The sequence below is a fragment of the Ekhidna sp. genome, assembly GCF_965228795.1.
Classification (GTDB): Bacteria; Bacteroidota; Bacteroidia; order Cytophagales; family Cyclobacteriaceae; genus Ekhidna.
The window spans coordinates 2,036,852-2,058,158 of the sequence record NZ_OZ245839.1 but is presented as its reverse complement, the minus strand read 5'-3'; the positions used below and the strand labels follow the sequence as shown (position 1 = coordinate 2,058,158).

The 21,307-nt window shown below is 40.1% G+C and carries 25 protein-coding genes; 12 read left to right on the top strand and 13 right to left on the bottom strand.

Features of this window, described 5'->3' with window-relative positions; all coding sequences use genetic code 11:
- Window positions 1-3: 3 nt before the first annotated feature.
- The 7 genes from ACQK2H_RS09305 to ACQK2H_RS09275 all read right to left on the bottom strand — a co-directional run bounded on the left by ACQK2H_RS09305 (window position 4) and on the right by ACQK2H_RS09275 (window position 7,248).
- Window positions 4-474, bottom strand: a complete 471-nt coding sequence (locus tag ACQK2H_RS09305; protein ID WP_425391163.1) for a hypothetical protein — start codon at window positions 472-474, stop codon at window positions 4-6.
- Window positions 467-577 (bottom strand): MetS family NSS transporter small subunit, encoded by a 111-nt coding sequence (locus ACQK2H_RS09300; protein ID WP_425391162.1) that lies wholly within the window; start codon window positions 575-577, stop codon window positions 467-469. Before ACQK2H_RS09300 ends, ACQK2H_RS09305 begins: the two co-directional genes overlap by 8 nt.
- The gene (locus ACQK2H_RS09295; protein ID WP_425391161.1) at window positions 574-2,058 is read right to left on the bottom strand and encodes a sodium-dependent transporter; all 1,485 of its coding nucleotides are present in this window, start codon (window positions 2,056-2,058) and stop codon (window positions 574-576) included. The genes ACQK2H_RS09300 and ACQK2H_RS09295 overlap by 4 nt, the downstream gene beginning before the upstream one ends.
- A 54-nt stretch (window positions 2,059-2,112) precedes the next feature.
- Window positions 2,113-2,460 (bottom strand): DUF5615 family PIN-like protein, encoded by a 348-nt coding sequence (locus tag ACQK2H_RS09290; RefSeq protein ID WP_425391160.1) that lies wholly within the window; start codon window positions 2,458-2,460, stop codon window positions 2,113-2,115.
- Window positions 2,457-2,678 carry a DUF433 domain-containing protein gene (locus tag ACQK2H_RS09285; RefSeq protein ID WP_425391159.1) on the bottom strand — a complete coding sequence of 74 codons (222 nt, stop codon included), beginning with the start codon at window positions 2,676-2,678 and terminating at the stop codon, window positions 2,457-2,459. The genes ACQK2H_RS09290 and ACQK2H_RS09285 overlap by 4 nt, the downstream gene beginning before the upstream one ends.
- A 23-nt stretch (window positions 2,679-2,701) precedes the next feature.
- Window positions 2,702-5,131, bottom strand: coding sequence for an ABC transporter permease (locus ACQK2H_RS09280; RefSeq protein WP_425391158.1), 2,430 nt, complete (start codon window positions 5,129-5,131; stop codon window positions 2,702-2,704).
- 137 nt (window positions 5,132-5,268) lie between these two features.
- On the bottom strand, window positions 5,269-7,248 hold the full coding sequence (locus tag ACQK2H_RS09275; protein ID WP_425391157.1) for an OPT family oligopeptide transporter: 1,980 nt from the start codon (window positions 7,246-7,248) through the stop codon (window positions 5,269-5,271).
- A gap of 311 nt (window positions 7,249-7,559) precedes the next feature.
- On the opposite strand from ACQK2H_RS09275, the gene ACQK2H_RS09270 reads away from it, so the two are divergent.
- Complete coding sequence (locus ACQK2H_RS09270) at window positions 7,560-8,027, top strand: carboxymuconolactone decarboxylase family protein (protein WP_425391156.1); 468 nt, start codon at window positions 7,560-7,562, stop codon at window positions 8,025-8,027.
- Between the two features lie 65 nt (window positions 8,028-8,092).
- Here ACQK2H_RS09270 and ACQK2H_RS09265 read toward each other — a convergent pair whose 3' ends face one another.
- The 3 genes from ACQK2H_RS09265 to ACQK2H_RS09255 all read right to left on the bottom strand — a co-directional run bounded on the left by ACQK2H_RS09265 (window position 8,093) and on the right by ACQK2H_RS09255 (window position 11,738).
- Window positions 8,093-8,647, bottom strand: a complete 555-nt coding sequence (locus tag ACQK2H_RS09265; protein WP_425391155.1) for a redoxin domain-containing protein — start codon at window positions 8,645-8,647, stop codon at window positions 8,093-8,095.
- A gap of 79 nt (window positions 8,648-8,726) precedes the next feature.
- Window positions 8,727-9,635, bottom strand: coding sequence for a DUF4097 family beta strand repeat-containing protein (locus ACQK2H_RS09260; RefSeq protein ID WP_425391154.1), 909 nt, complete (start codon window positions 9,633-9,635; stop codon window positions 8,727-8,729).
- A 48-nt stretch (window positions 9,636-9,683) separates the two neighbouring features.
- Window positions 9,684-11,738, bottom strand: coding sequence for a carboxy terminal-processing peptidase (locus ACQK2H_RS09255; protein ID WP_425391153.1), 2,055 nt, complete (start codon window positions 11,736-11,738; stop codon window positions 9,684-9,686).
- A 127-nt stretch (window positions 11,739-11,865) separates the two neighbouring features.
- On the opposite strand from ACQK2H_RS09255, the gene ACQK2H_RS09250 reads away from it, so the two are divergent.
- The 5 genes from ACQK2H_RS09250 to ACQK2H_RS09230 all read left to right on the top strand — a co-directional run bounded on the left by ACQK2H_RS09250 (window position 11,866) and on the right by ACQK2H_RS09230 (window position 13,839).
- Complete coding sequence (locus ACQK2H_RS09250; protein WP_425391152.1) at window positions 11,866-12,138, top strand: hypothetical protein; 273 nt, start codon at window positions 11,866-11,868, stop codon at window positions 12,136-12,138.
- Window positions 12,135-12,851 (top strand): hypothetical protein, encoded by a 717-nt coding sequence (locus ACQK2H_RS09245; RefSeq protein ID WP_425391151.1) that lies wholly within the window; start codon window positions 12,135-12,137, stop codon window positions 12,849-12,851. Before ACQK2H_RS09250 ends, ACQK2H_RS09245 begins: the two co-directional genes overlap by 4 nt.
- An 11-nt stretch (window positions 12,852-12,862) precedes the next feature.
- Window positions 12,863-13,108: a hypothetical protein gene (locus ACQK2H_RS09240; protein WP_425391150.1), complete on the top strand. Its 246-nt coding sequence runs from the start codon at window positions 12,863-12,865 to the stop codon at window positions 13,106-13,108.
- Window positions 13,109-13,111: 3 nt separating this feature from the next.
- Window positions 13,112-13,366: a hypothetical protein gene (locus ACQK2H_RS09235; protein ID WP_425391149.1), complete on the top strand. Its 255-nt coding sequence runs from the start codon at window positions 13,112-13,114 to the stop codon at window positions 13,364-13,366.
- An 80-nt stretch (window positions 13,367-13,446) separates the two neighbouring features.
- The gene (locus tag ACQK2H_RS09230; protein WP_425391148.1) at window positions 13,447-13,839 is read left to right on the top strand and encodes a VOC family protein; all 393 of its coding nucleotides are present in this window, start codon (window positions 13,447-13,449) and stop codon (window positions 13,837-13,839) included.
- Window positions 13,840-13,841: 2 nt separating this feature from the next.
- Here ACQK2H_RS09230 and ACQK2H_RS09225 read toward each other — a convergent pair whose 3' ends face one another.
- The gene (locus tag ACQK2H_RS09225; RefSeq protein WP_425391147.1) at window positions 13,842-14,177 is read right to left on the bottom strand and encodes a hypothetical protein; all 336 of its coding nucleotides are present in this window, start codon (window positions 14,175-14,177) and stop codon (window positions 13,842-13,844) included.
- A gap of 34 nt (window positions 14,178-14,211) precedes the next feature.
- Complete coding sequence (locus ACQK2H_RS09220; RefSeq protein WP_425391146.1) at window positions 14,212-14,757, bottom strand: RNA polymerase sigma factor; 546 nt, start codon at window positions 14,755-14,757, stop codon at window positions 14,212-14,214.
- A 125-nt stretch (window positions 14,758-14,882) separates the two neighbouring features.
- Between ACQK2H_RS09220 and ACQK2H_RS09215 the strand changes: the two genes are divergently transcribed.
- From ACQK2H_RS09215 to ACQK2H_RS09190, 6 genes are all read left to right on the top strand, one after another.
- Window positions 14,883-15,215 (top strand): DUF6249 domain-containing protein, encoded by a 333-nt coding sequence (locus tag ACQK2H_RS09215; protein WP_425391145.1) that lies wholly within the window; start codon window positions 14,883-14,885, stop codon window positions 15,213-15,215.
- 146 nt (window positions 15,216-15,361) lie between these two features.
- Entirely contained in the window at window positions 15,362-15,508 is a 147-nt protein-coding gene (locus ACQK2H_RS09210; protein WP_425391144.1) for a hypothetical protein, read from the top strand.
- An 82-nt stretch (window positions 15,509-15,590) separates the two neighbouring features.
- Window positions 15,591-16,655, top strand: a complete 1,065-nt coding sequence (gene fbaA, locus ACQK2H_RS09205; protein WP_425391143.1) for a class II fructose-bisphosphate aldolase — start codon at window positions 15,591-15,593, stop codon at window positions 16,653-16,655.
- Between the two features lie 113 nt (window positions 16,656-16,768).
- Window positions 16,769-17,656: a 3-hydroxybutyryl-CoA dehydrogenase gene (locus tag ACQK2H_RS09200; RefSeq protein ID WP_425391142.1), complete on the top strand. Its 888-nt coding sequence runs from the start codon at window positions 16,769-16,771 to the stop codon at window positions 17,654-17,656.
- A 131-nt stretch (window positions 17,657-17,787) separates the two neighbouring features.
- Complete coding sequence (locus ACQK2H_RS09195; RefSeq protein WP_425391141.1) at window positions 17,788-19,956, top strand: S9 family peptidase; 2,169 nt, start codon at window positions 17,788-17,790, stop codon at window positions 19,954-19,956.
- 75 nt (window positions 19,957-20,031) lie between these two features.
- On the top strand, window positions 20,032-20,391 hold the full coding sequence (locus ACQK2H_RS09190; RefSeq protein ID WP_425391140.1) for a VOC family protein: 360 nt from the start codon (window positions 20,032-20,034) through the stop codon (window positions 20,389-20,391).
- A 268-nt stretch (window positions 20,392-20,659) separates the two neighbouring features.
- Here ACQK2H_RS09190 and ACQK2H_RS09185 read toward each other — a convergent pair whose 3' ends face one another.
- Entirely contained in the window at window positions 20,660-21,145 is a 486-nt protein-coding gene (locus tag ACQK2H_RS09185) for an RDD family protein (protein ID WP_425391139.1), read from the bottom strand.
- Between the last annotated feature and the right edge of the window lie 162 nt (window positions 21,146-21,307).

The following is a 21,307-nucleotide window of genomic DNA, read 5'->3' as shown; positions in this document are numbered from 1 at the left end:
ACCCTACTTTTCGAGTATAGATTTTAAATCAGCAGGCGAATAATTGATGGACTTAAGGGTCTTATTGTCTCCTACTCTGTACACCAGCCACTTCCCATCTCTTTCTTCATAGTAAGCGTCTGTATCCTTTTCAGCCTTGTAGTGAGTCACTGTTTGCTTAGCTTCTTCTTCGGTTTTACAGGCCTTGCTCATATTGGATCGTTGCACTTCTTCAAAGAGCTCTTTAAATTTTTCGCCAAGACCAAACTCAAGCACAGCACCTGAAAGCACATATTGGATATCGCATAGCGCATCAGCTATTTCCACCAGATCATTGTCATCAATAGCCTCCTGAAGTTCCTTGAGCTCTTCAGCTATGAGCGACACCCTAAGCTTACATCGATCTTCAGAAGGGATCTGAGGGTTTTCCAGTATGGGATGTCTGAAAGTTTTATGAAAATCTGCTACTTGATTTAAAGGATCTATTTTATCCATTGGTTTTTCGTTCTTTTTTGATTGCTCGTGTTAAAAAATATAGGAAGCCACCCACCACCACGGTGAGAATTATGATCATACTTACGATTGCTCCGGTGCTCATTGCTTTACAAATTTTCTATACAAATATCCATTTAATATCAGCCCTGCAATTATAACAATCCCCCATTGGGTAATAGTAGATGCGTTGCTATATACTCCAAACACATCCCACTGCCCCTGTTCATTAAACCAGGTGGAGCTAAAGTCTTGTGAAAGCCACCAATAGATCAAAAAGAACCCGATGGCTATGTTAGCAAAAATGGCAAATCGAAAATACTGTGAAGGTAAAATCATATCTGAGCCTACATCAATTGTAGATGCTTTGAACTTCGCCGGATTGTTCATTGCCACGCCAATCAGAATAAACAAACCGGTCACAATAAGTCCTACACCCCATACCCAATCTTGATTTGAAAAGTAGTCGAGTGACCATGCAGATGGGAACCCGAAAATGATGAAGCAGACTATAACTACCACCAATGTCTTTCTTTTTGAAATATTCAAGTCTGCCACATTTTGTAGAAAGAGCTCAATCATAGGCAGCAATGAACTAAATGCAGCTACAAACAATGCGAGGAAGAATAAAGCTGACAGGTAGTCTCCTCCGGGAATATTGGCAAAGAGCTTGGGAATAATAGTGAAGGTCAGCGCCTGATTCCCAGTCTGCAGGTATGAGATAGCCTCTGCATCTGATGCTGCTAAAGCAAACACTGCCGGAAGTATGGCCATGCCCGATAAAAGTGAAGCTGTATTGTTACCAAAAGCGCCTATGAATGTATTTAGGGTTACATCTTCATTATCACGAGAAAATGCTGATAAGGTCATCATTAGCCCCCATCCTGCCCCGGTACTCCATGCTGATTGAGAAAGTGCTTCTATCCAAATCGTGGGATTACTAAAAAGAGACCAATCAATCGCAAACATGTATTCAAGTCCTCTGACTCCCCCGTCCATATTCAACGATACGATGACAATGACTATCAAGAGCAAAAACAAACTTGGAATTAAAAGCTTATTTGCCTTCTCCAATCCATTTTTGACGCCTCTTATTAGTATGAATGCTGCCAGAAAAATCACGCAGATATACACGATGACTGTCACCCAATCACCATTGGAAATTCCATTCCAAAAATTGGCCAGGTAATCAGGGTTTGATTGTAGCGTCTCTTTCAGTGTGGATTCCTGAAAAACATTGCCTAACGAGAACGTTAGATATCTGAAGGACCATGCAGTAACAATGGAGTAATAGAAGGCTATACCTAATGTACAGATGGTAATGAAAAAGCCCATCCAGGTGTACTTCTTACCGGCAAATTGAGCAAAGCTTCCAATAACTCCACTTTTGAATTTTTTACCAATAGCAAACTCAGAAAGCAATAGAGGTATCGACCAGATAAATAGAAACAATATCCATAAGAGGATGAATGACCCACCATACTGTCCGGCTAGTCGTGGGAACCTCCAAAGGTTGCCTGCGCCAATAGCCATACCTAAGGCAGCCAATACAATTCCCCAGCGATTACTAAACTGTTCTTTACTCATATATCAGGTATTGCGAATCCGCCAAATATATGGCTTTAGGATAGAATAATAATATCACAAGGAATCAAATCCAAGACAGCCGATATCTTTAAATTCTTCATCATTCAAAAACTTTTCTATTATTTTTCTTTTTTGAAAAAAGAACTTCTTAAGCTCCGATCGAGTGGAATTTCCAAACCTTAACCAGATTAACTTTGGTGGGAATCCTTTAGTGAGTTGAAATTCAAAAAAGTCAGCATCAAAAGTGACAATCGTATAGTCATGATCTTTGGCAAAGTTCCAGATCATTTGATCTTCCTTATTTAGCAGCCCTAGCGACTTAACGTGTTTGATACTAGGATAAACATCGCTTAATTCTTTGACAGGACGATAAGAAATATTCTGATCAAGCATTAACCTCATGCAACACGAATATTGTGCTCACGATCTGCGGCATATTCGAGGCATGCTCTTATATCATTTTCATTCAACTCAGGGAAATCTTCTATTATCTCACTGTATGACATGCCTTTGGCAAGCCACGCCAAAACATCATATACGGAAATTCGAGTATCACGTACGCACGGCCTGCCGAATCGCTTATTTGGATTTATTCGAATGATCTCTTTGTAAGATTTCATATTATCAAAGATAATCAACAAACTTACTCATCCTTCAAAGTGGTAGCAGGATTTATCAGTGCTGTACTAATCGTCCTGTGACTAACTGTAATTGCAGCAATCAACAAAGTGACCATAAATGCTATTAGGAAAAACTCAACCCCAAGTTCTATTCGAAATTCGTAATCGTTTAGCCATTGATTTAGTATAAAGAACGCAGCAGGTGCGGCAATCAAAAAAGCAATAATTACCAAGACAAACACCTCTGTTGTGAATTTTCGAATGATACTGAGAATAGAAGCACCTAATACTTTTCTGATACCCACTTCTTTGGTTCGGTTTGCTGCTATGAAAGCAATCAACCCGTACAAACCTAAACACCCGATGATGATTGATACCGCTGAGAAGGTGGTCATTAATGTCGCGACACTTTGCTCCTGTTCGTAGTTTTCCGCTAGTTGCTCATCGTAAAACTGCCAATTAACCACAAACTCCGGATACACTTTTTCCCAGGTATCTTCGAAATGAGTGATTGCATTCTTAACGTTAGCTCCCTCACGTGTTTTAAAGGCAACCTCATAGAATACCTCAGGATCCCTCAGCAACAATACGTATTGAATTCCTTCACTCAAATCTTGGGAATGAAAGTCTTTCATTACCCCAATCACTTTTAAGTCATTTCGCCTCCATCCAGAAGTTAATTTTTCACCAAGAGCACCGCTATAGTTATCCTTGAATCCCATAAGATCAGCTATTCGCTGATTAATGATTACATAATTAATACTATCCGATGGCATGAAGTTTCTACCTGCCAGTAGCTCCAGCCCATATAGATTGACATACTCTTCATCTGCAGGCTTGAAACTGGCATTGAAATCTTCTTCTATCTCCAGAGGTGGGTAATTGAAATTTGAGTGAGAGTTTGAATTACCGGTTGGCGAACTGAGTGAAAAGGTAATGTTTTCTATCGCCGGGTCTTCTAACATTAGGTTCTTAAATCGCTGGTTTTTGACTTCATCGCGTTGCGGGAGATAGCTTTTAATAATAGCCTCCTTTTCAAATCCTAAATCCTTTTCCATGAAGTACCGCATCTGCGCAGAGATAATCACAGTACCAATGATTAGAAATTGTGAGATCGTAAACTGAGTCACTACTAATGCTTTGCGTAGGTTCAGACCTCCTGAATGATCCTTGGACGTAATCTTACTCTTTAAGGCCTGTACAGTGTTCATATTACTTAGTAATATGGAAGGGTAAAATCCTGACAAGAAACTTACCACAACAAGTAATAGCAGCATGAAACCAATGGTCTCGAATTGCACGAATAGATCAAGTGTTAACCGGGTACCTATAACATCTTCCAGTTGCACAAAAAGAAATTCAGCAATAGCCAACGAACAAAACAATGCAACCAAAGTAATAAGCGTGATTTCTGTAAAAAACTGAACGACCAACTGGCCTGAGTAACCTCCTATGGCCTTTCTTATTCCAATTTCTTTAGACCTATTAGCAGCTTGTGCAGTGGCCAGGTTCACAAAATTGATACACGCTGTTAAAACCAGAAAAATAGCAATAATTGCCAACGCTTTGATTAATTCCGGTGAGGTTGAGTATACATAATTACCATACTCATCATCGTAATGAATCTCTGCTAATGGTTGTGTAACAAACCTTCTTCTCTCTGATGCTCCTTCTTCATAATGTTTTTCAACAAAATCCAGAAGCTTATTATCAAATGTCACGCGGTTAAATCCATCTCCTACGAGAATGTAGGTGTTGGTATTGGAGCTGGTTGAATTCCATCGTTTTCCCTCACCGAAATAAGGATTGCTTGCTGCTTGTCCGCTGTATTCTAGAAGTACCGTAAATGGAAAATTGGTAGCCTCAGGAGGATCGGAGATAACTCCAACAACTGTGAAATCTGCCAGGTTGCCAACATTAATGGATCTACCCATTGCGTTTGCTTCGTTCCCTTTCTCCAATCCGAAAAACTTTCTACTCTCCGAGGCTGAGATCACCGCCGTATTTGGCTCACTTAGCGCAGTTTCCGAATCACCCGCCAAAAACTCTACCGAGAACACCTTGAAGAATTCATTCTCTGTATAAACAACACCTTCTTCTAAAAGAAATTTCTTTACATTCTGTCCCTCATTGACATTGATTTGATCACCGTATTCATAGTGCGTTCTGACTACCTGTTGAATATCCGGATAATCCTCACGAAGCGTAGGCCCCACCGGATGAGGTGAACCCATACCTTTTGATACTTCGCCGGCTCTAATGCTTTGACCTACAATCCGGTAAATATTATCGTAGTTTTCCTGATGCTTATCAAAGCTGTTTTCAAAGACGATTACCTTATAAATAACAAGTGCACACCCAATACCTAAGGCTAACCCTAATACATTGAGAAACGCATAAACCTTGTTTCTACTAAGGTTTCTAATGGCCGTTTTGAGATAGTTCTTGAACATGGTCTTCTAGGTTTCGTTGTAAATAGGATCAAAATCATGCCAGACTACCTAAGTATCTGATAAACAAAAAAATACACCTGACACCACTATTGAAAGTGAAGCCAGGTGTACAGGTAATTCGTTCAATTTCGTACAGTCTAATCGTCTGATTTAGAAACCTTAATTACAGTTTTATAGATGAAATAGATGATTAAGCCGAAGATGATTAATCCAGGCCAGCTCGATGCATCTTCAAATACTCTCATCGCATTTGGATCGCCTCCGGACTTCATCACTCCAACAGTAAGTCCTGCAATTAAAATACCCATCAAGGCCTCTCCTGTGATCAGTCCTGATGCCAACAACAATCCGGCGTTATTGCCTTTTTCAATGTTCTTATTCGATTTTGTTGCTTTTGAAAGCATATAGGCTAAAACTCCTCCTACGAAAATAGATGAGTCAAGCTCAAAAGGTAGGTATAGACCAACTGCTACCGCAAGAACGGGCATTCTGAAATTTGATCCCTTAGATTTTAAATACTGATCAAAAGCAATAATGGCCGCAGCTATTCCAGCTCCGATATAGATAATGTTCCATGGCAATCCGCCACCAAAAATACCCTGAGCCACACTCATCATTAAAGTTGCCTGAGGTGCTGCCAATGCTTCCGGTTGTTCCGGTGTTGGTGCTCCGATACCATTTCCTATCAATAAGATGTTCAAAACAATTGGGATGGCAAGTGCGCCTGCTACAACTCCCACAACCTGCATGATCTGTTGCTTGTATGGTGTTGCACCCAATAAATGACCCGCCTTAAGATCCTGCATGTTATCTCCAGCAATTGCTGCTGCACAGCATACCACTGCACCAATCAGAATAGCTCCTGCAGCTCCGGCAAGGTCATTCCCTGTGCCCATCAAAGTGAGCAAAAGAATAGAAGCAAACAAGATAGTGGCTATTGTTACTCCTGAGATCGGATTGTTGGAACTACCTACCAGCCCGGCCATGTAGCCTGCCACGGCAGCAAATAAGAATCCAGCCACAACCATAATTAAGGTCATAGTGGTGGTGACTGTCGCATCGCCAATAGCAGATTGATATATGAGGAAAATTGGAATAACCATCACTCCAATCGCGATGATCACCCATGACATAGGCGTATCCATCTCCGTTCTGATCTGATCTTTCATGGATGTACCGCCTTTCTTAAACGCTGAAATACCAGCTTTAAATGCAGTACCCAATGATCCGGCAAGACTTAGTAATGCCCACAGTCCTCCAACTACCATTGCTCCTACTCCTAAGTACCTCATTTTAGCACTCCAAAGTGCTCCTCCTAAATTATCCGCATTCACATCGCTTACACTTGTAAAGCTTCCCAACTGAACGAGCTCCGCAGCAACTGCATCAAACCCATTCGATCCAATGTAAATCGGCATAGCTATCCACCACGTGATTACTCCTCCAAAAAATACCAGAAAGGCAATATTCAATCCTACAATGTAGCCTACCGCAACAAGTGCCGGAGACAGATTCAAACTGAAGTACCCATAGAATTTTTGGCCTACTAGTGTTGCCTTCTCGAACAAACCACTCCAAAGATTAAGTGCTGAATCGGCCAGCTTGAAAAGGCCTCCGATGATCGATCCCCAGACAAGGTATTTTACTGCTTTTCCTCCTTCTTCTCCTGTTTTTAACACTTCAGCTGTTGCTACACCTTCAGGGAATTTTAGGTTTTCTTCCACAATTAAAGCTCTACGCAGAGGAATGGTGAATAAAATACCCAAAATTCCTCCACACATCGCAATGGCCATGGTTTCAAAATAATTGAACTCTTCCCAATACCCCATAATGACCAACGCAGGAATCGTAAAGATTACACCTGCTGCCAGCGACTCTCCGGCGGAGGCAGCTGTCTGAACAAGGTTGTTTTCAAGGATATTTGAGTTTTTGAAGACCTTCAATAGGGCCATTGAAATAACGGCAGCCGGTATGGAAGCAGATACAGTGAGACCGGCAAAAAGACCAAAATATGCATTTGCAGCAGACAATACCACTGACAACAATGCACCTAATATCACCGCCTTTACAGTAATCTCAGGCAAACTGGTGTTTGAATCGATATAAGGTTTTTCCATCTACGTTGGTTTTGAGTTAGGTTGTTTTATGATACCGGCAAAAATGTCTATTTGTAATGGATTAAACAAAAAAGGATCTTGTCACCCTACATAAGTTCCATTTATGGAAGTTGAAAGCGAGTATCGTCAAGCTGGTGACATTACCTTGAATCGTTACCGCGTATCCGAACGATGGATAGCCCCCCTTGTTCTATTGGTGTAATTAATTAGGAACAACTAAGAAAAAACATAATATTAAAAATCTAGAAACTTTATCATACGAACAAGCTAATGATGAATCAAAAGAGATATTTGATGGCTTAAAAGAAAAGATGGGTAGTGTACCAAACGTCTACGCAACCATTGGTAATTCATCTAAAGCGCTAAAAGGAATTTTAGACTTAAATAGCACATTATCTGAAGGCGAATTTTCACGTAAAGAAGTAGAAGCCATTGCTTTATCAGTGGCACAAGTAAATGAATGCAACTATTGCCTGGCGGCTCATACCGCAGTGGGTAAGATGCAAGGATTGACGGAAGATGAAACAGTGGAAATCAGAACAGGCGAGATAGCAGATAACAAGCTGAAAGCGCTATCTGAATTGGCTAAACAAATGACAATAACCAGAGGTAATCCAGATCAGGAATACATCAACAACTTCTTCTCAGCAGGTTATAATGCATCTGCATTATCAGAATTGATTGGATTTATTGCTGTAAATACCATTACCAATTATACAAACCATATCGCTGAAACAGACATTGACTTCCCGGTAGCACCGGAATTGGAGCACGCATAATCTGTACGTTCAGATTGATCATATAAAAGGCTGGGTAATTCCAGCCTTTTTTTATGATGTTAGGGCTATTTAATGAAAGATGTGATAGCATCCATTGAAATCCTATCCTTTAAGTCATTCCAATAATTAGCTTTTCGTAAAACTCCCTTTTCATCAACCAAAAATTCAGCCGGTATGGTGTTGAACGATTCATCTCCTGCCATCCAATGAACCGGTAGTCGCTTGAACTTTGCAACCAAGGCTGTTTGTATCAAGAAAAGGATATGACTTTTAATAGATTTAGACCTTGAACTTTCAACTCCAAATTTATCGTACCACTCTCTTTCCGGATCTGAAATAATTGGTACCGGAGACATATTTTCATAGAAGTGATTGGCAAGTAGTACTTCCTTGGTAGATTCAAAAAAGAAAATCATCTCCATCCCTCTGCTCTTTAATGGAGGATAGGCCATTTGAAGGGTGTGAGCTCTAATATTACAAAACGGACATCCTACATGCCTAAAAAATGCAATTAGCAGCTTTTTACCCTTAAGAGCATCCAGGTCAACTTCATTATCAAAAATATCAGTAGCCTGAATTCTCGGTATATGTGCCCCTTCTTTTAAAATTATCCTACTCAATCGTCTTCGCTTGTTTCATTTTCTAAAAGAAAATACGAAGATATTTTATTGAATGGATGTTACCGATTTATAATTGGAATTATTCGTATTCCTGATCACCACTTGAGGTGGTGCCATTTATTTTGTATCCCCCACGATCTATAACCAATCGTTTTTCACCTGATCGATTACCAACCTCCAAATCTCCGGATGTGGCGGTCAGATCAAAACTGAGCTCATCCAGATCATTAATAAAGTCAATTTCAATATTGCCTGAGGTTGCTTCCAGGTAGCAATTATCATTGACTTCAATACCATAGCCATCGATCTCACCGGAAGAAGTCCTGATTTTTAAAGCACCTACTCCTTTTCTGACATCTACGTCTCCCGAAGTAGCTTGAATTTCGATCTTTCCATTGAAACCTGAAACGGTGATATCACCTGAACTTGCTCTGGTTTCGATATTACCTCTTGTGTTGAAGATATCCTGATCACCACTTGTGGATTCAATTTCAGAATCTCCGGTAAGTCCATCTATATCAATGTCTCCGCTTGACGTTTCAACCTCTAAATTTGCTACTATACTTCTCAATGTAATGTCTCCACTTGATGCTTCAATTCGAGATTCCGAAGCTCGGAGATTAGCTACACTCACATCCCCTGAAGAATTATCTATGTCCAGTCGGACACCATCCGTTATTGTTAAGTCGATTCTGGATTCATTAAGTCTATAACTCTTCCAATTAGGTTTAGCATTTCTGTCAACACGAATTACCAGTGTCTTTCCTACGATCTCAGTATCAAACTCATAATCTCCTTCATCCCCATTTCCGGTAATCTTTCCTTTAAAGTATACGCGCTCGCCGGAGTTTACGTACACATCCACAAACGAACCCTCTATTCTTACTTCATCAATATTTTCTGCCTCTAACTCAGCCTTGGCTAAGATATTCTGGCCGTATGAAATGGTTGAACATAGTATTGTTATGACGATCAGGATCTTCTTCATGGTATATGGTTTTTATTTTAAAGATGAAGATTTATCGAAATGGTTGCTTCACCCCACTTTATATTTTTTCATAGCTGCTAAGAGCCTAAGGCCTTCCTTCAGGTAAGGATCCTTTTTAAGCTTTTCATCAATCTCATCCTTTTCAGCAATGTCTGAATTATCTACACTGGTAGCCAGATCGTCTTCGTCGTTATTTGAATTCTCTCGCCTGGTTTCCAGATTTAATGAAACGGATTTTCTGTTTCTATTTTCTCTGGCCTTTTCGATATCTCTCACCAGCTTTTGCAAGTCCGGATCTGAATTTAAATCTTCACGATAAAGCTTATTCAAGTGATCCAGTAGTTCTTCAGAAACTGTATTGGTAGGCTTATAATTAGCGCTCGCAATTTCATCCCATGGAAGTGCGTTTTCCCTACTCGCCTCACCGAAATCATCGATGGAATAAATGGATGGAAACTGAACATCTGGTGCGATTCCAACGCGTTGATTGCTACTACCCGTTACTCTGTAAAACTTTGCAAGCGTCATCTTAATCTGACCTAGATTCAATTCAGGGTTTCGAATGTACCTACTTAAATCAATCACATTTTGGACAGTACCCTTTCCAAAGGTGCTCTCTCCGATGATCACACCTCTTCTATAATCCTGAATCGCCCCGGAGAAAATCTCCGACGCTGAGGCACTACCTCTGTTTACTAAAACAGCTAGAGGACCATCGTAAAAGACTTCACCACCATCTTCATCATCCATTTTATCGACAGACTGATCATAATTTCTTACCTGGACTACCGGTCCATCAGGAATAAACAACCCACTCATTTCGATCGCTTCCTGCAGAGATCCACCTCCATTGAATCGAAGGTCAATCAACAACCCATCCATTCCCTGCTCTTCAAGCTCAGTGATCAATTTTTTTACATCCCTGGTAGTGCTTCGATAGTCTTCTTTTCCAGCTCGTAATTCTTCAAAATTCAAATAAAAGCTTGGTACAGTAATCACCCCCAGATTGTAGGTAGTATTACCTTCTGTAATTGGAATCATTTCTGATTTGGCAGCCTGTTGCTCCAAATTGATTTTATCACGAACAAGTCTCAATGTGTCAGGAAGTGCATTGATTCCTTCACTAGCTTTCAATATCTGTAGCCTAACCACAGAACCTTTAGGCCCACGGATTTTAGAGACTACATCATCTAATCTCCAGCCTATTACATCTATAAACTCTCCATCGTCACCTTGTGCCACTCCTATGATTCTATCATCTTTTTGAATCTGCTTGCTTTTATAAGCAGGGCCTCCCGGAATGATTTCAGCCACCTGAGTGTAATCCAGGTTTTGCATCAATCTAGCCCCGATACCCTCCAATGATAGGCTCATATCAATTTGAAAATTCTCGGCATCCGGGGGAGAAAAGTAATCGGTATGCGGGTCGTAAGCATTCGTGTAAGCATTCATGTAGCTCTGAAATACATCTTCACTATTGTACTGATAGATGGCTTTCTGAATGCGCTGATATCTTTTGGTCAGACTTTCGGAAATATCTTTCCAATCTCTTCCTGCAAGCTTATAACTGAGGGCCTGATTTTTAATGATTTTTCTCCAAATCTCGTTTTGCTCATCCTGATTTGAAGGCCAGTCAGCATCTTCCCTGTCAAATACATATATTTCATCTTTAGAGAAGTCAAACTCGGTATCCAGCAGTCCAAATACATAATCGATTTGACTTAATGCCCGCTTGCGATAAACATCGAACACATCATATGCAAACTGAAGCTTACCTTCAGGAATTTGATCATCTAGCTCGTATCTGTACTTTTCAAACTGTTTGACATCTGAAGTGTAGAAATATGCCTTGTTTGGATCTAGTGATTCAAAGTAGTTATCAAAAATGACAGAAGAAATGGAATCATTTAATGGTAGTTTCCGGTAGTGAATTCTTTTTAATAAATTGGTAATAACATAAGCCTCACTTGGATGTTCATCCAAAGGCTCAAGAACTTTTAACGTATCCCCTTCCAGTAATAACTGGATATCATCGCCATACTCAGTAGAAACTCCAAAGGAAGTGAGTAATACAAACCCGGCAATCAACAGCAACTTATTCATATGTAGTAAAATTTTAGACGTATTCTTTCAACGCAATATTGAAAAGATTGATTTTAAAAATAGCTGATTTTTTGTGAGCGGTTCAAATAGTAAGCCAAAACCACTACTTTTAATAAAAATTAACATTATGAAAAAGTATGCTTTGGGCACACTTTTAATAGGAATTGGATTTATTCTTATTTCGCTTACATTTTTTGCTTTTATGAAATCAAAAGATTTTGAAAAGCGATGGAATCAAACCGAGCTAGAGGCCAATCAACTACGAGAAGAGGTCATCCGCCTTCAGGAAATTGCAATAGATGAAGCAGCCAAAGCAAGAGCAGCAGAGGCTGAAGCCATGTTAAAAGCCAAAGAAGCCAAAAAATATTATGAGGAGCTAAGTGATTGTAGAGGCAAATGAAAGACGTAATTAAATATGGGCTGCCGTGGATATTACTATGTGCTATAATAATCACACTTAATCAACTTGGATTAAATCAAGGAGGACGGTTAATTGGATTGATGATAGCTATCCTTGCTATTTTTTATTTCAACATTGATAATCCGCATAAGGCTTATAAAAATGGACTTAATATCTCGCTGATTGCCTGGGTTGTGACCTTACAACTTCGTCAAATATTTAAACCTGAGCTAGGGAACTGGCTGCCGGCACTTGCCGCAGCTGTTTTGGCTTTTATCTATTTTCAACGCTTTCAAGCAAGAACAGACAAGCACTGGGTGGATGCTTTAAAATTAATCGGGGTACTCGCCTTACTCCCTGCGACCTACTTTGAGCCAGCTCTTACAGGCATCATAACCACTCTGTTAGCATTTATTTACTTACTCGATCGACTTATAATCAGAAGACAAATGAACAAAACCACACAGATCATTACTTTTTGCGTTATGGGGCTTATCTGTCTATCCTTTATGATTTTCGCTTTCATAAAAGCAGATGAAGCTGAAAAGCAACGTTTAAAAGCCCTGGCAGCTCAAGAAGAGGCAGAAAGATTAAGGGATGAGGCGGTGCAAATTCAACAAAAGGCACAATTAGAAGCAGCCCAGCAGGCATCAATCGCAGCTAGTATCATGGAAGAGCTGCAAGCATGCAAAGAAGATTCAAAATTGAACTGAACCTTATCCTTATGAAAAAGAACACAGTAATTGGTATTTTGATCCTACTTGTTTTATTCGCTATGACTTATGCTAAAATCAAAGCCAATGAAGTAGAAGAACAAGCCAGTCAAGCAGCCGCACTAAGAACTCAAGTGGAACAACTAACTAGTCAGGCAGAACAACTCAAACAAGCAGCTGAAGAAGCGGCAGCAGAAGCACTCATGCAAAGAGCACGAGCTGAAGAAGCACTTCGAGAATGTGAATCAACTAAATAAGCCATGAAAAAGAATATCATTATTGCAGGCCTTATGATCCTTTCACTTGTGTTCATGATCTTTTCATTTATCAAAGCAGATGAGGCAGAAAAGTGCAGAATGGAAGCTCAAAGAGCAATGTCTCAGGCGATGAGCGAAAAAGCGAGAGCTGATATGCAAGCAGAGCTTGCACTAAAGCATTCGGCAGAAGCCTCTATGGCTAAAGCAGAAGCCGAGCGCGCCATGGAAAAATTCATGGAATGCCGAGATGGTAAATAACCCTCACCCATTCGGGTGATTTTTCACTTACTTTTTCGGGCGTCCCACTTTCTGACTTTATTTGATGCAAACACACAACTATGAAAAAGCGAGTAACAGGCATTGGAGGTATCTTCTTTAAAACAAATGATCCTGAAAAAATGAAGGATTGGTACAGGAATCACCTGGGAATAGAATCCGACCAATATGGTGGTTTATTCAAATGGCGAGATTATGAGGACAAGGAAAAAGAATGCACGACTGCATGGAGTCCCTTCTCAAAAGACACCAAGTATTTCAAGCCAAGCGAAAAAGAGTACATGTTTAACTATCGAGTAGAAAACCTGGTGGAGTTACTCGAGGCATTGAAAAAAGAAGGTGTAGAAGTAATAGGAGATATTGAGGAATTCGAGTATGGTAACTTTGGATGGATCATGGATCCTGAAGGCCGAAAAATCGAACTTTGGGAACCGATTGATGCACCGTTTCTTTAAAATTAGACGTGCAATATTTTGTCTTTAACCAGTCGTTTGTCAAGGTATTGAATCACTACAATCAGTAGTCCTGCCAGTACAGCCAATGGAACAACTTTATTGCCTGTTTTTATCGATTCAAAGCTTTCCAAAGTAGATGGCATGAAATAAGCTATGGTGGCATATCCAAATCCAATTATCACAAGCGTACCGAGAGCCATCCATAGGTATAATTTTCGCTGACTGGACCTTTCTTTTTTTCTGACCGTCTGAATGATACGATCCTTGAAATCCCTACTTAATTGAAAAGTTGGCTCGGTTTTGAGCGCCTCATCGATGATATCTTCTATTCTTTTCATGCCAAAATATTTTTAATTGATAGCAGCCTAGTATTCATTGTAACGCAACCTCTTTTTTAGCTTGTTCTTCCACAATCAATTTAAGCTTTTTTCTAGCTCTGTGTATGTAGTTTTTTACGGTTCCTTCAGGCATACCTGTCACTTCTACAATTTCAGGATAACTAAACCCATCCAGATAAAAAAGCGTCAAAACCGTTTTATAATTTAATGGGAGCTGATCTACCAATTTTAAAATAAAGCGTTTCATATCTTCTTCTTCTGTCACTTGACTTTCTTCTCCTACTTTAAATGATACCTGATCCAAATCCACCTGATCCATGCGTTTCTTCTTAGCAAAGTTGACTGCCGTTCGATACGCAATTGTTGCAATCCAGGTTGAAAGCTTCGAGTCGAAATGGAAGGTATTCAGCTTATCTATTACCTTCATAAACACATCCTGACACAATTCTTCTCGGTCCATATCATCAGATACCACGCGAGTTATCATGTGAATAACCAAACGTTCGTACTTATCTATTAGCAAACGTATGGCAGAGTCACTCCCACTTAAAATCTGACGTACCAATTGTTTTTCGTCCATGGATACCTATTAGTCAGCACAGGTTATCTGAATGTTGCATGAAAAAATTATTTTTATTTGATGCAACATTTACAAATAGTCCCCATGTCCAATCAGGTGATGTTAAACATAAAAATTAAATAATTATGGACGATTTAGTACCTATAATAGCTATCATTTCTGTTTTTGGGTCGGTGATACTTTTTGTGTCCACCCTCACCAATTACTCCTTGAAGAAGAAACTCATTGATAAAGACATGGTGAATACAGAAACAGCTAATCTTTTTACTAAGCAGAGTAATAAACACAATGCCTTGAAATGGGGCTTAATTGTATTATTTGGCGGACTAGGATTAATCATTATTGATGCAATGAATCTGGATGGAGATGATGCTATGCCTTATGGAATAGAGGCTGTTTGTATCGCTGTTGGGTTTCTTATCTACTACGCAATGATGAAAAAAGAAATGGACCAATAAGCATTTTCTCAAGTGCAGGCGCAACTCAAAGGTCAATAAACTCAATGTCAAGGTGTTGCGCCTTTATTCATTAATCTCACTTTAGTTTTACAAATAATCAATCTTCATTTAAACCATTAGACTGATTCAGGTGTCTAAGAAGTCCTATGAAGTGGAGAATCCTAATCAAACTGCTTTATTTGGTCATCCTTTTCGCCGTAGCTGCCTATCAGTGGGAGGAAGAATCACAATTAATTGATTCGGATCCTTACATCGAAGAACAAGACCTTCAGCAAGCTTACCACGAAGCGTGACCGAAAACGTTTTCATTCCTTAGAGGAGAAGTTATATTTGCGGAACAAAAATTCTGTTAAATAACTCTCAAACTCTTATACAATGAAATTCAGACCTGGTGTTCTTACCGGACAGGAAGTAACAGACCTTCTCAACTATGCCAACGAAAATGATTTTGCATTACCTGCTGTAAATGTGACCAGCTCCAGTACAGTTAATGCTGTACTTGAAACCGCGCGAGACATCAACTCACCGGTAATGATCCAATTTTCCAATGGTGGCGCTGCTTTTATGGCAGGAAAAGGGCTTTCAAACGATGGTCAGGCAGCCGCAATCGCAGGTGGAGTAGCCGGAGCACACCACGTGCATCAATTAGCTGAAGCATACGGTGTGACTGTTATTTTACATACAGATCATGCTGCACGAAAATTACTTCCATGGATAGATGGGCTTTTAGATGCCGGTGAAAAGCATTTTGAGCAAACAGGAAAGCCACTTTACTCCTCTCACATGTTGGATTTGTCAGAGGAACCAATCGAGGACAACATTGGAACGTGCGTTGAGTATTTCAAGCGCATGGATAAAATGGGTATGACATTGGAAATAGAGCTGGGAGTGACAGGTGGAGAAGAAGATGGTGTTGACAATACGGACGTTGATAATTCGATGCTTTATACCCAGCCGGAAGAAGTGGCTTATGCTTATGAAAAGCTCAAAGAAGTAAGCGATAACTTTACCATAGCAGCTGCATTTGGTAACGTACACGGCGTGTACAAGCCCGGAAATGTAAAGCTTACCCCAATCATTCTGAAAAACTCTCAGGATCACATCCAGGAAAAGCACAATACAGGAACTAACCCTGTAAACTTCGTATTTCATGGCGGATCAGGTTCTTCAAGAGAAGAGATCAGAGAGGCAATTTCTTATGGTGCAATTAAAATGAATATCGATACAGATCTACAGTGGGCATACTGGGATGGTGTGAGAGGATATTACCAGGCAAACGAAGGTTACCTTCAAGGCCAGATTGGAAATCCTGAGGGCGATGATAAACCGAATAAGAAAAAATACGATCCAAGAGTATGGATCAGAGAAGCAGAAAAAACTTTTGTAGAGCGCCTGAAGCTTGCATTTGAAGATCTAAACTGCGTTGGAAAAAACGCTTAAAACTTAAATTGACCCTGGGCAATGTTCAGGGTCTTTTTTTGTCTGAACGGGCAGAAATGCTGAAACAAGTTCAGAAAAACGATGTTTTGTTTGAATAGAACCCAAAAATCAAAATGAAGAATATATCTGTTATTGGAAGCGGTACAATGGGAAATGGAATCGCCCATGTATTTGCACAAAATGGTTATAATGTTTCGTTGATTGATATCAATGAGGCTGCTTTAGAAAAAGCAATAGCAACCATTTCAAAGAACCTTGATCGAATGGTTCAGAAAGAAAAAATTACAGAAGCAGACAAAGAGTCCGCCCTGAAAAACATTACCACATTCACTTCTACAGAAGAAGGTGTCAAAAATGCAGATCTTGTGGTAGAAGCTGCAACGGAAAACTTCGATATCAAAAAGAAGATTTTCGAAACGATGGATAAACACGCACCGGAAGGGGCAATTCTTTCCACCAACACCTCCTCTATTTCCATAACTAAGATTGCAGCAGCCACTAATCGACCGGAGAAAGTAATCGGTATGCACTTCATGAATCCGGTACCGGTTATGAAGTTGATCGAAGTAATCAGAGGATATGCTACCTCTGATGAAACAACAACTACCATCATGGAGATGAGCAAGAACCTGAAGAAGGTTCCAGTGGAAGTAAATGATTATCCCGGTTTTGTAGCAAACCGAATTTTGATGCCTATGATCAATGAGGCGATCATCACCCTTCATGAAGGAGTAGCCGGAGTAGAAGAGATTGATACGGTAATGAAGCTGGGTATGGCTCATCCTATGGGTCCACTTCAGCTTGCAGACTTCATTGGATTGGATGTATGCCTTTCGATCATGAATGTACTGTACGAAGGATTTGGAAATCCTAAGTATGCTCCATGTCCCTTACTGGTGAATATGGTGACTGCAGGATACTTGGGAGCTAAAACCGGTGAAGGGTTTTACAAATACACGCCGGGATCCAAGGATCTGGAAGTGAGCAAAATGTTTAAATAAATACCGAAATCAAAACAAGAAAAGACAGGTATGAATATCTGTCTTTTTTTATTTGTGCCGATCATATAAATCAATTAGGATATTTTTGAATGAGTTGGGAACTTCCCCACCTTAAAACTCACTTCGAAAAGATGAAACAAATCCAATCAATAACACTTTTAGTGGGCATCCTGCTTTTAGGGGCCTGTACGAATCAAACGAAAGAAGAAAAACCTATGAGACCTGATGCACCCGTTGCAGCTAAGGCTGATACTATTTTGAAGGAACACGGACAAACCAGAGTAGATCCTTACTTCTGGATGCGTCTCACAGATGATCAAAAAAGAGCCTCTGAGCCTGACGAGCATACTGAACAAGTATTAGCATATCTCAATGCCGAGAACGATTACACACAAAAGGTCATGTCTCATACTGAGGATCTTCAGCAGAAACTTTATGATGAGATCGTAGGAAGGATCAAGCAAACAGATGAATCCGTTCCGTATTTATCCAATGGATACTGGTACTACACGCGCTATGAAGAAGGCGGTGAATACCCAATCTATTGCAGGAAAAAGGGAAGCCTGGAGGCAGAAGAAGAGGTTCTTCTAAACGTAAATGAAATGGCTGAAGGCTATGGCTATTATGCAGCAGGTGGACTAAATGTCAGTCCTGACAATAAAATCCTGGCGTTCGCAGAAGACACGCTAAGTCGAAGAATCTATACAATCAGATTTAAGAATTTAGAGACTGGAGAATTTATAGATGATCAAATTGAGAACACCACCGGAGGTGGAGCCTGGGCGAATGATAATAAAACATTCTTCTATACCGCTAAAAACAAAGTATCTCTCCTTTCGGAAAAAATCTACAGACATGAATTAGGCACTCAGCCTGAGATGGATGTAATGGTTTATCATGAGAAGGATCCATCGTTTTATATAGGCGTTTACAAATCAAAATCGGATGATTATGTGATCATCTGGAATAGCAGCACATTGGTAAGCGATTATCATGTGTTGGATGCAAATAACCCACGAGGAGATTTCCAACAGTTTATTCCGCGTGATGACAATGCGCATGAGTACAGTATCTCACACTTTGAGGACAAGTGGTATATCGTTACAAACAGAGATGCCACGAACTTCAAGCTGATGGAAACATCTTTGGGCAATACCTCTGAGGATAACTGGAAGGAAGTGATCCCCCACCGAGACAATGTATTGCTAGAAGGCATTGAACTTTTCAACGAATACATGGTGGTAGATGAGCGAGAAAATGGACTCACCAACCTCCGAATTATTAATCAAAAATCCGGTGATGAGCATTACCTGGATTTTGGGGAGCCGGCATATAGTGCCTACATATCTACGAATGCTGAGTTTGACACTAACATTTTAAGGTTTGGCTATACGTCCATGACTACACCTAACTCCACGTATGATTACAACATGGAGACCCGCGAAAAAACATTGATGAAGCGTCAGGAAGTGGTAGGTGGACATAATCCGGAAGATTATGTAACCGAGCGAATCTGGGCTACCGTGAGAGATGGAGAGCGAGTGCCAATATCAATCGTTTACAAAAAAGGATTTGAAAAGGATGGCAATGGCCCTCTACTGCAATATGGCTATGGCTCCTATGGTGCTACGATTGATGCTAGCTTTAGCTCTGTAAGATTAAGCTTGCTAGATCGAGGGTTTGCTTTTGCTATTGCGCACATTAGAGGTGGTCAATTGATGGGTCGTCAGTGGTACGAAGATGGAAAAATGTTCAAGAAAATGAACACGTTCAATGACTTCATCGATTGCTCGAAATACCTTATTGAGCAAAACTATACTTCACCAGAGCACCTGTATGCACAAGGCGGAAGTGCCGGTGGATTGTTGATGGGTGCAGTAGTAAACCTTGCCCCAGAACTTTATAATGGCATTTTGGCTGCTGTTCCCTTCGTAGATGTAGTCTCTACCATGTGGGATGAATCCATACCTCTTACAACTAATGAGTTTGATGAGTGGGGGAATCCAAAAGAGCTGGAGTCTTATGAGTATATGATGTCTTACTCTCCTTACGACAATGTAACTGAGCAAGACTATCCGAATATGCTTGTCACTACGGGTCTTTTTGACTCACAGGTACAATACTGGGAGCCGGCCAAGTGGGTAGCAAAACTCAGAGACATGAAGACTGATGATAATACCTTGATTCTTGATACGGATATGGAAGCAGGACATGGAGGAGCTTCAGGAAGATTTAAGCGATACAAGACCACTGCTCTTCAGTATGCGTTCTTGCTTGACCTGGAGAAAATCGAAGAATAACCAGTCGCTAGTTTAGACGTTTTAAAAAGCCTCGGATAATTCGAGGCTTTTTTAATATCGGTCAACAGCAATACTATGATAATTGGAACGAGATACGTTTTAGCCGTTCAGAACTTGGCCCACTCTATCACTTATTATAAAAATAAGCTGGGTTTGAACCTGGAATGGGAAATGGACGGATGGGCGTTACTTAGCAGAGAAAAATTCATTATCATGCTTGGTGAATGTAAGCAGGATATATCCGCATTTGAAACCAACAATCACTCTTACTTCGGATATGTGGAGGTTAAACAGATTGATGATTTGTATGAGGAGCTTACAGGAAATGGTGTTGAAGTCATTACTGAACTTGAAGATAAACCATGGGGCCAAAGAGAATTCGGAATTCGAACACCGGATGGACACAGGATTATGTTCGGTAGCCAAAATGATTGACTATCTGTCTGGAGTTAGAGCGTCTATCTAGCCTTTGTGTTCCATAAAATTCCAGTTTAATGAAATTTTCAACTTACCGTCAAATAAAACCCTAGGTGGCATGAGATTTGTTAGCTTTGTAGTGTTCTATCACCGTGATTACTATTCGCTACAGCAAATAATATCACATACTCATAATACGATTAGGTTAAGCATTATGTGTGGATAGAACAAAGCCCTGACGAGTCTACGACTGTCAGGGCTTCTTTTCATTAAAAGAATCTTTCTTTTATTTTTTGACAACCAGCGTACCTGCTATCATGTCATGAAGGGCTTGCTTCTTCTCAGTGAAGCCTGCCATGATGTACCCGATAAGAAGTATCAGACCTGAGACTATCTTTCCAATTTGCCTCAAGGCAGCTTTTCCAATGTCCAGCTTGTTGCCGTTCATATCTGTTACCTTCAAACCCAATGCGATTTTTCCTACTGTCGCTTGATATTTACTTGACTCCATGATCGCATAATAGAGGAGGTGAATGATCAACATGAGAATACCTCCAGCAAACAGTGCACCCATAACTGCAGTACCCATCGCAATAATATCCCCATCAGTCATTGTGTTAAAATCAAATCCTTCACTAGCTGCACCGATGCTCAATCCAACTGCTGCTAAAATGGGGATTATTACAAAACCATTGATTACGTATAAAATGATGTAGTCAATAATGTAGGCTACAAATCTGAGCCAAAATCCAGCGTATTTACTTTCTGCCATAATTAGTTAGGTTTAGTTTATACCTATCAAATTAGTGGATTTATCATTGATATACCAAATGGGAATTGGATATTAGATTAATAAAAACAAGGTAGCAGCTATTTCTTTTAAGGCTCCTGAAAATACAGGAAACATCTACAAGGTTTCATACAACCATTGAGC